The following is a 12,333-nucleotide window of genomic DNA, read 5'->3' as shown; positions in this document are numbered from 1 at the left end:
CATCTGCGACATGGCGTCCTCATAACGCCTCACCCAAGGCCCGTCCATGGGCCGATGGGTGCAGATTTCATGTCACGCCAGTTGCGTGACATTTCTACAAGAAACCTTACCGGTAAGGAGCATCTAACGCGATATTGCGCGCTAGTTCACGCTCCCAACGGGCACCGTTTTCCAGCAGTTTGTCCTTGTCATAGTAAAGCTCTTCACGGGTTTCCGTCGAAAACTCGAAATTTGGGCCTTCTACGATGGCATCCACCGGGCAGGCTTCCTGACAAAAGCCGCAATAGATGCATTTTACCATATCGATATCGTAGCGAACCGTGCGGCGTGTGCCATCGTTGCGGCGCGGGCCGGCTTCGATGGTGATGGCCTGTGCCGGGCAAACAGCTTCGCACAATTTGCACGCGATGCAGCGTTCTTCCCCATTGGGGTAGCGGCGTAGAGCGTGTTCCCCACGGAAGCGCGGCGACGATTCACCCTTTTCGTAAGGGTAGTTGATCGTGACCTTGGGCGCGAAAAAATACTTCACGCCAAGGGCGAAAGCTTTGACGAATTCCAGCAGGAAAAGGGACTTGCCGGCTTGTGCGAGACTGGACATCAGAAGGTCTCCACGTTGGAGGTGAATACGAAAAAGTCGAGAATGTAGTAGAAGCAAGGCATAGCTAGAGCCAGCACCGGCACGAGCATCAGAGCACGCTGCCAGTTCATTCTGGTTCTCCACCAAATGAGGTCATAGTGATTGGAGTATCGTAGATCGGCGATCCCAGTTGGTTCCTCTTCCGTAGGATGTATCCACTTGTGCTCAGCGCTGAAGACGAAACCAACGACAACGCCGAATGCGGCGAAAACCACGTAAGGAAAAAACTCTCCCATCACGCTGTCACCTTCAAAACCACAACAGCGGCCTGCTCGAAGGCAGCGCGCTTGGCTTCTGGATCAGGCATCAGGTCGAAGGCCATCAGGATGAAGGCTGTGATGAAGACCATAGCGAGTGAGATGGGCAGGAAGACTTTCCAGCCCAGTCGCATCAGCTGGTCGTAGCGGTAGCGCGGCACGATGGAGCGCACCATCGCCATGCAGAAGAACACAAACATGCCCTTGAGGACGAACCAAACGACGCCTGGCACCCAGTTGAATGGCGCGATGTCGATTGGCGGCAACCATCCACCCATGAAGAGCAGCACGGTGAGCGCGCACATGAGGGTGATGGCTACGAATTCGCCAAGGAAAAACAGCAGGAACGGTGTGGAGGAATACTCGGTCATGTGACCGGCCACGAGTTCAGATTCCGCTTCCGGCAAATCGAAGGGCGGACGGTTTGTTTCCGCAATTGCCGAGATGAAGAAGATGATGAACATCGGGAAAAGTGGCAACCAGTGCCAGTCAAGGAACGAGTTCACCGGCAGGCCAAGCGACGTGCCGACCCCGTCAGTTTGCGCGTAAACTACATCGGTCAAGTTCAACGACCCGACGCAGAGCAATACGGTGATGATGACGAAGCCGATGGAGACCTCGTAGGATACCATCTGCGCGGCCGAACGAAGCGATGCGAGGAACGGATATTTCGAGTTCGACGCCCAACCACCCATGATGATGCCGTAAACTTCCAACGACGAGATCGCGAAGACGAACAGCAGACCGAGGTTCGGGTCAGCGACCGCCCAACCGTCGGCCACGGGAATGACGGCCCAGGCCGACAGCGCGAGAACACCAGCCACCAGTGGGGCCAGCAGGAACACGCCCTTGTTGGCGGAGGCCGGAATGATGGGCTCTTTCAGAACGAATTTGATGAGGTCAGCGAAGCTTTGCAGCAGCCCCCACGGGCCCACCACGTTCGGGCCGCGACGCAGTTGAACAGCCGCAAAAATCTTGCGATCGGCGTACAAAATATACGCAACGACCACGAGCAGAACCACAAGAAGCAGAACCGACTGGCCCACCATCCAGAGCGGCGGAGCGACATATTGCTCGAAGAAGGTCATTCAGCTGCCTCCGCCAGGTCACCGTTCGCGCGTTGCGAACATTCGGCCATGACCTTGGAGGCACGGGCGACGGCATTGGTGAGGTAAAAATCCTGAACCGGAGAAGTGAATGGCTCGTTCGACATTTTGCCACCGCGAGCTGCAAGCGAAGCAAGAACATCACCCTGCTGTTCGACTTCCGGCACCTCATCCAGCTCCATGAAATGCGGATGCGCTTCGTAGAGTTGCGCGCGCAGTTGCGCGAGCGAATCGAAAGGCAGGGTTTTGCCGAGACGGTCTGACAGGGCGCGCAGAATGGCCCAGTCTTCACGGGCCTCGCCCGGAGGAAACGCTGCGCGGCTTCCCATCTGGACCCGGCCTTCGGTATTGACCCAGGTACCGGATTTTTCGGTGTAGGCCGCGCCGGACAAAATGACGTCTGCATGGTGCGCACCGACATCGCCATGGTGGCCGATATAGATGGTGAAGCCGCCAGCTTTGCGGGCGGTCATATCGATTTCGTCTGCGCCCAACAACACAAGAACGTCGCTCTCGCGAACCATCGCTGCCGTGTCTTTGCCACCCTCGCCCGGAACGAAGCCGAGGTCCAAACCGCCAACGCGGGCGGCTGCGGTGTGCAGAATGTTCAACCCGTTCCAGCCGTCACGAATGACGCCGAGCGACTTCGCGGCTTTGGCAATGGACGCCATGACGGCATTGCCGTCTTTACGGGCATAAGCGCCGGGACCGACGATAAACATCGGGCGTTTGGCTTTGGTTTTCTTCTTCGTTTCCAGTTCCTTGAGGGAATCCGGTCCTGCACCAAGGTAAGTGTAGTCGTAGGTCAGGTCGGCGTTCTCGCCGACCATGCCAACGGTCAACTCGCCGGTGCGCCAGCGCTTGCGGATGCGGGCGTTCAACACGCTGGCTTCCTTGCGGGGCACCGCGCCGATGATCATCAGCGCGTCGGCGTCTTCAATACCGTCGATGGTGGAGTTAAAGATGTAGCTTTCGCGACCCAGCGACGGGTCGAGTGCGGAACCTTCTTCGCGGCAATCCATCGAGGTCACACCAAGCGACGTCATCAATTCGCGCAGTGCGTAGATTTCTTCGACGCTGGAAAGATCACCGGCGATAGCGCCAATATCTGCGGCGTCTGTCGCCTTCATTTTCTCAGCGACAACATCGAACGCTTCGCTCCAGCTTGCTGCGCGCAGCTTACCGTTTTCGCGGATATAAGGCTTATCGAGGCGCTGGCTGCGAAGGCCATCCCAGATGAAACGGGTCTTGTCGGAAATCCATTCCTCGTTCACCGCCTCGTTGATGCGCGGCATGATCCGCATCACTTCGGAGCCGCGCGTATCGACGCGAATGGCTGATCCAACCGCATCCATCACGTCGATGGTTTCGGTCTTGGTCAGTTCCCACGGACGGGCTTGGAAGGCGTATGGTTTTGAGGTGAGCGCGCCCACGGGACACAGATCGATCACATTGCCCTGAAGTTCGGACGTCATGGCCTGTTCGAGCGCGGTTGTGATTTCAGCATCTTCGCCACGGCCCAGCAGGCCAAGCTCGGAAACGCCGGCAACTTCCGTGGTGAAACGCACGCAACGGGTGCAGTGAATGCACCGGTTCATGATCGTCTTCACCAGCGGGCCGATATATTTGTCTTCGACCGCGCGCTTGCTCTCGCTGTAGCGGGTCTCGTCCATGCCGAAAGCCATGGCCTGATCTTGCAGATCGCACTCACCGCCCTGATCGCAAATCGGGCAATCGAGCGGGTGGTTGATGAGCAGGAACTCCATCACCCCTTCGCGGGCCTTTTTGACCATTGGCGTGTTGGTGAAAATCTCCGGCGCTTGGCCTTCCGGACCGGGGCGTAAATCTTTCACGCCCATGGCGCAGGATGCGGCGGGCTTTGGCGGACCGCCCTTCACTTCGACAAGGCACATGCGGCAGTTGCCGGCGACCGACAGCCGCTCGTGAAAACAGAAACGCGGAATTTCAGCGCCCGCAGCCTCAGCCGCCTGGAGCAGCGTGTAGTGATCGGGAACCTCGACTTCGGTGCCGTCGACTTTGATTATTGCCATCGTTTTATCCTTCGCCCCTCACCCGCATTGCTTCTGTTGCCAGAGCTTTACGTGGGGCAGATGCGACCAGCCGAATGCGTGGTCGCTGTTGCCGTGGGCATTCAAATGATCGAGCCGATCCTTGGCTTCGTGTAGCGTAGGGCGGTGCCCCACTTCTACCCACCACATGACGAAATGATTGCTTTTCATTTCATCGAACCATTCGGCCTTCCGGTTGTAGAATTTCTTATGCACCGTGTTCCAGACAAAATGCTCCAACGCCTTGGCGCTTTCCCAGACAGTCAGGTTTGCAGCCTCATCCGGCCAAGGCGTTGGCAGATCCATCGCGTGGCCGGAATCATCCGCATTGATCCATACAAAACCGGGCATGGAAGCGCCCAGATTGTTGATACGGTTCAGGTTATCCATGAAACCCGCAAAACGCGGATCATCATTGGCGTAGCGCGGCTTAGCGATGTTGAGCTGGGCGATAAACGACAAGAGATTACTTATCCTTCCGCTCGCTCTTCATTTTTTCGACTTCCTCGAAAAAATCCCCCAATATGCTTCTGATATTTCCATTTACGTTCAATGGATGACCATTAGTATTCCTAATTTCATCCATTCTTTTCTTTTCTTGTTGAATCGCTATATTTATTCCCAAACTTTCTTCGTTTACGATATCTGGATTGAAAATCCAATTCGGGCCTTTTTCATCAATTGATCCGACAAGATCCGATTGTTTCTCTTGAATGTAAAATTTCAATACACGTTGTAGAGTGCCTGCCATCTCAATACTTGCGGGAAATTCATTTGTAAAAGCATGAATTTCATTGTTGTTGATGCGACAAACAAGCCAGTCGAGAAATTCATATTGAGCTTGATAACTGCTTGAAAATTTCCCGTCACGAAAATATGAGGGTTGTCCAAGGGAGAAAATGTAGACCGCGGTGCTGAGTGCACACTTCGGGTGCCTACATACCTCTTTCAAAAATTTCGTTGGATCGAAATCCCAGTTAAAATTCCGGCCGAGAAAGTTGATTTGCTCTCCGGAAGCCTGCGCCATGGCGCTTCTCGCCTCTTCGGTGAAACCCGTTTCCCATGTTAGTTCGTGAAATTTGTCGCTATCCATCACTCCGCAGCCTCCAACACCTGATTGTCCTTGTCTGAACGATACGTGTACTCGTCGATCCGCTTTTCCATCTCCGGGCGGAAGTGAGTGATCAGGCCCTGAATTGGCCAAGCCGCAGCATCGCCCAGCGCACAAATGGTGTGGCCTTCGATCTGTTTGGTCACGTCGAACAGCATGTCGATTTCGCGCTTTTGGGCGCGGCCCTCGACCATGCGTTCCATCACGCGCCACATCCAGCCGGTGCCTTCGCGGCACGGCGTGCACTGGCCGCAGGATTCGTGTTTGTAGAACGCCGCCAGGCGCGCGATGGCGCGGATGATATCGGTTTCCTTGTCCATCACGATGACGGCTGCGGTGCCGAGGCCGGATTTCAACTTCGACAGCGAATCGAAATCCATCGGCGTATCGATCATCTGCTCGGCAGGCACCATGCGGACGGATGAACCGCCGGGAATGACGGCCAGCAGATTGTCCCAGCCGCCGCGAATGCCACCGCAATGCTTTTCGATCAACTCGCGGAAGGGAATGCTCATAGCCTCTTCCACCGTGCAAGGGCGCTCAACGTGGCCGGAGATGCAGAACAGTTTCGTGCCGCGATTGTTTTCAGCACCAAAGCCCGCGAACCATTCCGGCCCGCGACGTAGTATGGTTGGCACAACGGCGACGGACTCCACGTTGTTCACCGTGGTGGGGCAACCGTAGAGACCGACGTTCGCAGGAAAGGGTGGCTTCAGGCGCGGCTGGCCTTTTTTGCCTTCCAGCGATTCCAGCAGTGCGGTTTCTTCGCCGCAGATGTAAGCACCGGCACCGTGGGTGACGTAGATGTCGTAGTCCCAACCATTCTTGTTGTTTTTACCGAGAAGACCGGCTTCGTAGCACTCGTCGATGGCCGCCTCTAGCGCCTCGCGCTCGCGCATGTATTCGCCGCGCACATAGATGTAGCAAGTGTGGGCGCCCATGGCGAAACCGGCCAGCACGCAGCCTTCGATCAGCGTGTGCGGATCGTGGCGCATGATGTCGCGATCTTTGCAGGTGCCGGGCTCGGATTCGTCCGCATTGATGACAAGATAATGCGGGCGCTCGCTCTCTTCTTTCGGCATGAACGACCATTTCAGGCCTGTCGGGAACCCTGCCCCACCGCGGCCACGCAGGCCGGAAGCCTTCGTCTGGTTGATGACCCAATCGCGGCCATTGGCGATGAACTGTTTCGTTTCCGACCAATGCCCACGGGACATTGCGCCCTTCAGCGACTTGTCGTGAAGGCCGTAGATATTGGTGAAAATGCGGTCTTTATCTTGCAGCATTAGCGAGGCTCCTTACCGAATACGCGCACATATTCATCACGGCCACCCTTGGCGAGTGCCTTGGCCTGTTTGACCCAGTCTTCCCGCTCGATGCGGCCCTTGAAGGCGAGGTAACCGTTCACCCAATCGCGCTCGGCTTTTTTCCAATTGGCCACCTGCGCGAAGGTCCAAACGCCAAGTTCGTTCAACTGGCCTTCGATTTTTGGACCGATGCCGGACACCATTTTCAGATCATCCGGTGTCTTGGGCTTGCGAACCTTAGCGGGGGCGTTGCCTGTTCCCGCGTTTGCAGCTGGTTTCGCTTTGGTCTTTGCAGTCGCGGTGCCAGCGCCGACGAGACTGGAAGATTTCGGTGCTATCTTCTTCGCCTGTGCCTTTTTAATTTCTGACGGCTTCGGCTGACGCAGATCAGCGGGTTCAACCTCGCCTTTCACATTTTCAGCGAGCTTCTTGGCGCGGGTTTTGGGCGACGGGGTGCCTGCCTTCTTGCGTGCCTCTTTCATGTCTTCCGCAGCCGCTTTAGCGGTTGACGGTTTCATGTTCGACTTGATGGCCGCGCCGTTATGGCTGGCATGGCTTGCAGGACGCCCAGCGTTTGTTGCGGCCTGCTTCTCGGCTTTCTTGCCTTTGCCGGTTTTGCGCGCGCCCTTCAGCGTCGGGTCTTCGGTCAGCGACGTGAGGCCACCGATGGGCGCGGAATAGATGCGGTCGATCTGTGGGCCCGGGGGGATGCTGTCGCCGTTGCCTGCGTCGAACGCGTCGATGATTTCTTCCATCCGCTCTGCGGTCAGGTCTTCGTAGCTGTCCTTGAACACCATCACCATGGGGGCGTTCACACAGGCACCCTGGCACTCCACCTCTTCCCAGGACAGGTTGCCATCTTCGGAAAGCTCGAACGGTTTCGGCGCAATACGCTTCTTGCACACGTCCATAATTTCGCCAGCGCCGCGCAACATGCACGGTGTCGTGCCACACACCTGAACGTGCGCGCGTTTGCCCACAGGAGCGAGTTGGAACTGCGTATAGAAGGTGGCAACTTCCAGAACACGAATGAGCGGCATGCCGAGCATCTCAGCGATGTGCTCAATAGCGGCTTTTGTTACCCAGCCTTCCTGCTCCTGCGCGCGCATGAGCAGCGGGATGACGGCGGATGCCTGTCGACCCTTCGGATAATCTTTGATCTTTTTCTTCGCCCAAGCGCCATTGGCCTTCGAAAACTTGAAGGCATCCGGCTGGACGGTTTCATCTGCTAGGCGGCGAACGGACATGAATCTCGGCTTCTCAGCTGGGTGCTATAGGGCAGCACCGGCGGGGGTGACTTGGGTTTGGGCGATCTGCTCCAGACGTTCAATCCACAAATCGTCTCGTGTGGCGAACATGTCGTAGCCATCGCTCGTGTTGGTCTTCATCGCGGCGATCTCAGCGTCAGACGTGATTTCGCGAAGGTTATTGCCTTCTTTGCCGCCACGCCACAGGCGCATGCCCATCTCGTCGCGCAGATAGGCGGAAACTTCGTGGGTCGGGTCGTTGCCGTGCTCTTCATAGACCACCATCGTGGGGTGGTCGAGCAATGCACCAGCACCTTTCATGGCATCGATTTCAACGCCTTCGACATCCAGCTTGAGGATGACCGGTTGGTTTTTCTTCAGCTTGAGGCGTTCGACAAGATCGCCAAGGGCCAGCGTTTCGACGTCGGCACCGTCATGGTCGCCCAGAATAGTGCGGGCCTCGTGCTTGCCGCCGCCGATGCGAACTGTGTTGCCGCTGGTGTGAAACACAGCGTTGTGCAGCACTTCAAAACGGTTGCCATTCAGCTCCGCATTGCGGCGGGACAGTTCTGCGCTAACCGGGTGGGCTTCGATGGCGACGGTGCGCTTGTTGCCCACAGTTTTGGAGGTAGAAACGACCGACATGTAACCGTAGTTCGCACCACAATCGATGAACACGTAATCGATATCCGCGATCAGCGGCATATAGGGTTCGAATTCCGGGCAATAGTAAGGTTGGCCCGCAAGCATCACGCCCCAATAGGCATCCGCGTAGGGAAACTCAAATTTGCGGCCATCGGCGAAATTCAAACGCACCGAGTTGCTGCTCGGCAGGACTTTGCCCACGACATTCGCGCCCAACGAATAGCCACGAAATTCCATCGGTTTGGAAAGCTTGGCACCAAGCTTCAACAAGGCCATGCCCACACTTTCGGTGAGGCTGGCATTGGAGACCCTGCCCGTTTCGTGATCGATTTCGATCGTCATTTCGTTTCCCTCTACCCAGTCTGCAGTGTGCACTGCTTTGGGCGCGTCGTTAGCGGTCGACTTCCCCGAACACGATATCCATGGAGCCTAGCACGGCCCCGACATCGGCCAGCATGTGGCCTTTGCACATGTAATCCATAGCTTGCAGATGCGAGAAACCCGGTGCGCGCAGCTTCACGCGGTAGGGTTTGTTCGAGCCATCCGACACCAGATAAACGCCGAACTCACCCTTTGGCGCTTCGACGGCGCAATAAACTTCACCTTCCGGCACGTGAAAGCCTTCGGTGTAGAGCTTGAAGTGGTGGATCAGCGCTTCCATCGATTTTTTCATATCGCCGCGCTTGGGTGGAACAGCCTTGCCGTCGGGCGAAGCGATTGGCCCCTGCCCTTCGGGTGCGAGCAATTTCTCGCAGCACTGAGCCATGATCTTGGTCGATTCGCGCATTTCCAGCATGCGGATGACGTAGCGGTCGTAATTATCGCAATTCTTGCCGACAGGAATATCGAATTCCATTTCGTCGTAGCACTCGTAGGGCTGCGCGCGGCGCAAATCCCACGCAGCACCGGACCCGCGCACCATCACGCCGGAGAAACCGCGCGCCCATGCGTCTTCCAGCGAGATGATGCCGATATCTACGTTACGCTGTTTGAAAATGCGGTTGTCGGTCAACAGTGCTTCGATGTCGTCGATGACCTTCGGAAACTGTTCGCACCAGGACTGGATGTCCTCCACCAGCGCTTTCGGGAGGTCCTGATGAACACCACCGGGGCGGAAATATGCGGAGTGCAAACGGGCACCACAGGCGCGTTCGTAAAACACCATCAGCTTTTCGCGCTCCTCAAAGCCCCACAGCGACGGCGTGAACGCGCCAACGTCCAAAGCCTGAGTGGTGACATTGAGAATGTGCGAAAGGATGCGGCCGATTTCGGAATACAAAACGCGGATAAGCTGCGCGCGGCGCGGCACTTCAAGATCGAGCATCTTCTCGATGGCGCGGCACCAGGCGTGCTCCTGATTCATAGGCGCGACGTAATCGAGCCGGTCGAAATAAGGCAGCGCCTGCAGGTAGGTTTTGTGCTCGATCAGCTTTTCCGTGCCGCGATGCAGCAGGCCGATATGCGGATCGACACGCTCGACCACTTCACCGTCCAGCTCCAGCACAAGACGCAAAACGCCATGTGCCGCCGGATGCTGCGGGCCAAAGTTGATATTAAAATTGCGAATGTCGACTTCAGGCATTTGAGCTTTCTTCCGACGCGGCAAAGGCGGCAAACACCTCTGCTCCGGTCATTGTTTCTGTCTGCTCGGCAAAGCTGTAATTGCCGGGCTTTTCATCGATGAAGACCTGAAGGCCAAGAGGGTAGTCCGCAGTCTCTTCAAACAGTTGCGCCGAGGGGTGATATTCACCGCCATCTTGCAAGCGCCAGGCTATCAGCGTGCCGCAATTCTTACAGAATGCGCGTTCGGCCCATTCAGAAGATTTGAAAACACCGAGATTGTCTTCCGCCTCAATGTGGACGTCGGAACCGCAGTCAAGGGCCATGAAAGGACCGGCGGCCCATTTGCGGCACAAATTGCAGTGGCACGAGCCAACCTCTTTGCTGCGCGGCGTGGCCGTTACTTTCACTGAGCCGCAAAGGCATTTTCCCGAAAGTTCGGCCATCAGTTGGCTTTCTCGTCGCCGGGCAGTGCCTCGGGAATGATGTAATCAGTGCCTTCCCATGGCGACTGGAAATCGAAGTCGCGGAATTCCTGACGCAGCAGCACGGGCTCATAGACCACACGCTTTTCAGCATCATCGTAGCGCACCTGCGTGAAGCCGGTGAGCGGGAAATCCTTGCGGAGTGGATGGCCCTCGAAACCGTAGTCGGTCAGCAGGCGACGCATATCCGGGTGACCGGTGAACAGCACGCCGTAGAGATCGTAAGCCTCGCGCTCGAACCAGTCGGCAGCGGGGAAAATATCGTTGATCGAAGGCACGGGCGTTTCGGCATCGGTCGATAATTTGATGCGAACCCGCAGGTTCTGGCGTGGCGATAACAGGTGATAGACAACCTCGAAGCGTTGGCGGCGCTGGGGGTAATCCACGGCGGCCAAATCGATGAAACAGATGAAGCTGGTCTGCACGTCGTCGCGCAGGAAGCGCAGCACGGCGTGGATGTTGCTCGCCGTTGTCGTCAACGTAAGCTCGTTGAACGCGATAACAGCGCCATCCAGTTTGTCGGACAGCGCCTCGTCGAGATAGGCCTTGAGGTCTGGGAGGTCTGCTACAGCCATGATTTAACGCTCGATCGTGCCGGTGCGGCGGATTTTCTTTTGCAACAGCAACACACCGTAGAGCAGCGCTTCAGCAGAAGGCGGACAACCGGGCACATAAATATCGACCGGCACGATACGGTCGCAGCCGCGAACGACGCTGTAGCTGTAGTGGTAATAACCGCCGCCATTAGCGCATGAGCCCATGGAAATCACGTAGCGTGGCTCCGGCATCTGGTCGTAAACCTTACGCAGTGCGGGCGCCATTTTGTTGGTCAACGTACCGGCCACGATCATCACGTCGGACTGGCGTGGGGAGGCGCGCGGGGCGATACCGAAACGCTCGGAATCGTAGCGCGGCATGGACATCTGCATCATCTCGACGGCGCAGCATGCCAAGCCAAATGTCATCCACATCAATGAGCCGGTGCGCGACCAGTTGATGAGATCATCAGTCGTGGTGACGATGAAGCCTTTGTCGGCCAGTTCATTGTTGATCTCACCGAAGAACGGATCATTCTGTCCAACAGGTTTGCCGGTAGCCGGGTCCAACACGCCCTTGGGCGTTGGTGCGATCAATGTAGCGGAAGCGTTGCTCATGCTCTGCTTTCTCTTGTGTGTCGTTTTATGGGCGAACGAGTGGACTTAATCCCACTCAAGCGCGCCCTTTTTCCATTCGTAGATGAAGCCGATGGTAAGTACGCCAAGGAATGTCATCATCGACCAGAAACCAAACCAGCCCAGCGTGCCGAAGCTTACCGCCCACGGAAACAAGAAGGCGACTTCCAGATCGAAGATGATGAACAGGATAGCGACCAGATAGAAGCGCACGTCGAACTTCATGCGCGCATCATCAAAGGCGTTGAAGCCACATTCGTAGGCCGACAGCTTCTCGTCATCCGGCGCACGATGCGCGATGATGAAAGGCGAAATCAGCAGTGCAAGGCCAATGAACAGGGCAACACCCATAAAGATAAGCACTGGCAGATAGGAATAGAGTAGATCGTCCATGCAAACGGCTCCGGAATTTGCTGTAGGCAGCGGTAAACGATGGCTGTTGGACGTGCAAGTCAGCCATCGGTCGCAGATAGGAATTGTCGCCTTTTTCGGCTGATCGAAAATGCTTTGAGAAAACCATCGATTCAAGCACCAAACCCGCTTGACTTGTCACGACCGTATTCGTAATCCCTCACCCGACCTCGGAGGATGTTCGCATCCCCCGGAAGGAGCCGGTTCGCCGGTCCCAGCCCACGCGGGTGTAGCTCAGTTGGTTAGAGTGCCGGCCTGTCACGCCGGAGGTCGCGGGTTCGAGTCCCGTCACTCGCGCCACTTTCCTTTTCTGGAAGGTGAAGCCT

At 56.6% G+C, this 12,333-nt stretch carries 13 protein-coding genes and 1 tRNA gene; 1 reads left to right on the top strand and 13 read right to left on the bottom strand.

Annotated features, from left to right (window positions below; all coding sequences use genetic code 11):
- Window positions 1-106: 106 nt before the first annotated feature.
- The 13 genes from nuoI to R2A130_RS00995 form a co-directional block, all read right to left on the bottom strand.
- On the bottom strand, window positions 107-598 hold the full coding sequence (nuoI, locus tag R2A130_RS01060; RefSeq protein ID WP_009462960.1) for an NADH-quinone oxidoreductase subunit NuoI: 492 nt from the start codon (window positions 596-598) through the stop codon (window positions 107-109).
- A gap of 274 nt (window positions 599-872) precedes the next feature.
- Complete coding sequence (gene nuoH / locus R2A130_RS01050; RefSeq protein ID WP_009462959.1) at window positions 873-1,982, bottom strand: NADH-quinone oxidoreductase subunit NuoH; 1,110 nt, start codon at window positions 1,980-1,982, stop codon at window positions 873-875.
- Window positions 1,979-4,051 (bottom strand): NADH-quinone oxidoreductase subunit NuoG, encoded by a 2,073-nt coding sequence (gene nuoG / locus R2A130_RS01045; RefSeq protein WP_009462958.1) that lies wholly within the window; start codon window positions 4,049-4,051, stop codon window positions 1,979-1,981. Before nuoG ends, nuoH begins: the two co-directional genes overlap by 4 nt.
- Before the next feature lie 18 nt (window positions 4,052-4,069).
- The gene (locus R2A130_RS01040) at window positions 4,070-4,531 is read right to left on the bottom strand and encodes a DUF3291 domain-containing protein (protein WP_009462957.1); all 462 of its coding nucleotides are present in this window, start codon (window positions 4,529-4,531) and stop codon (window positions 4,070-4,072) included.
- Window positions 4,532-4,535: 4 nt separating this feature from the next.
- Window positions 4,536-5,165 carry a hypothetical protein gene (locus R2A130_RS01035; RefSeq protein ID WP_156798350.1) on the bottom strand — a complete coding sequence of 210 codons (630 nt, stop codon included), beginning with the start codon at window positions 5,163-5,165 and terminating at the stop codon, window positions 4,536-4,538.
- Window positions 5,162-6,466: an NADH-quinone oxidoreductase subunit NuoF gene (nuoF, locus tag R2A130_RS01030; RefSeq protein WP_009462955.1), complete on the bottom strand. Its 1,305-nt coding sequence runs from the start codon at window positions 6,464-6,466 to the stop codon at window positions 5,162-5,164. The genes R2A130_RS01035 and nuoF overlap by 4 nt, the downstream gene beginning before the upstream one ends.
- Window positions 6,466-7,734 carry an NADH-quinone oxidoreductase subunit E gene (locus R2A130_RS01025; RefSeq protein ID WP_009462954.1) on the bottom strand — a complete coding sequence of 423 codons (1,269 nt, stop codon included), beginning with the start codon at window positions 7,732-7,734 and terminating at the stop codon, window positions 6,466-6,468. Before R2A130_RS01025 ends, nuoF begins: the two co-directional genes overlap by 1 nt.
- Window positions 7,735-7,758: 24 nt before the next feature.
- Window positions 7,759-8,721: an FkbM family methyltransferase gene (locus tag R2A130_RS01020; protein ID WP_009462953.1), complete on the bottom strand. Its 963-nt coding sequence runs from the start codon at window positions 8,719-8,721 to the stop codon at window positions 7,759-7,761.
- A gap of 49 nt (window positions 8,722-8,770) precedes the next feature.
- Window positions 8,771-9,961, bottom strand: a complete 1,191-nt coding sequence (locus R2A130_RS01015; RefSeq protein WP_009462952.1) for an NADH-quinone oxidoreductase subunit D — start codon at window positions 9,959-9,961, stop codon at window positions 8,771-8,773.
- Window positions 9,954-10,385, bottom strand: coding sequence for a GFA family protein (locus R2A130_RS01010; protein WP_009462951.1), 432 nt, complete (start codon window positions 10,383-10,385; stop codon window positions 9,954-9,956). The genes R2A130_RS01015 and R2A130_RS01010 overlap by 8 nt, the downstream gene beginning before the upstream one ends.
- Window positions 10,385-10,999 carry an NADH-quinone oxidoreductase subunit C gene (locus R2A130_RS01005; RefSeq protein ID WP_009462950.1) on the bottom strand — a complete coding sequence of 205 codons (615 nt, stop codon included), beginning with the start codon at window positions 10,997-10,999 and terminating at the stop codon, window positions 10,385-10,387. Before R2A130_RS01005 ends, R2A130_RS01010 begins: the two co-directional genes overlap by 1 nt.
- A gap of 3 nt (window positions 11,000-11,002) precedes the next feature.
- Window positions 11,003-11,578: an NADH-quinone oxidoreductase subunit B family protein gene (locus R2A130_RS01000; RefSeq protein ID WP_009462949.1), complete on the bottom strand. Its 576-nt coding sequence runs from the start codon at window positions 11,576-11,578 to the stop codon at window positions 11,003-11,005.
- A gap of 45 nt (window positions 11,579-11,623) precedes the next feature.
- Entirely contained in the window at window positions 11,624-11,989 is a 366-nt protein-coding gene (locus tag R2A130_RS00995) for an NADH-quinone oxidoreductase subunit A (RefSeq protein WP_009462948.1), read from the bottom strand.
- 241 nt (window positions 11,990-12,230) lie between these two features.
- Between R2A130_RS00995 and R2A130_RS00990 the strand changes: the two genes are divergently transcribed.
- Window positions 12,231-12,307: transfer RNA gene (locus R2A130_RS00990), tRNA-Asp, on the top strand.
- Window positions 12,308-12,333 lie beyond the last annotated feature (26 nt).

Origin of the sequence: Ahrensia sp. R2A130, assembly GCF_000179775.1 — a bacterium.
Lineage (GTDB): Bacteria > Pseudomonadota > Alphaproteobacteria > Rhizobiales > Rhizobiaceae > Pseudahrensia.
Note: the sequence above shows the minus strand (reverse complement) of the source record. Positions and strands in the feature narration are given on the sequence as shown.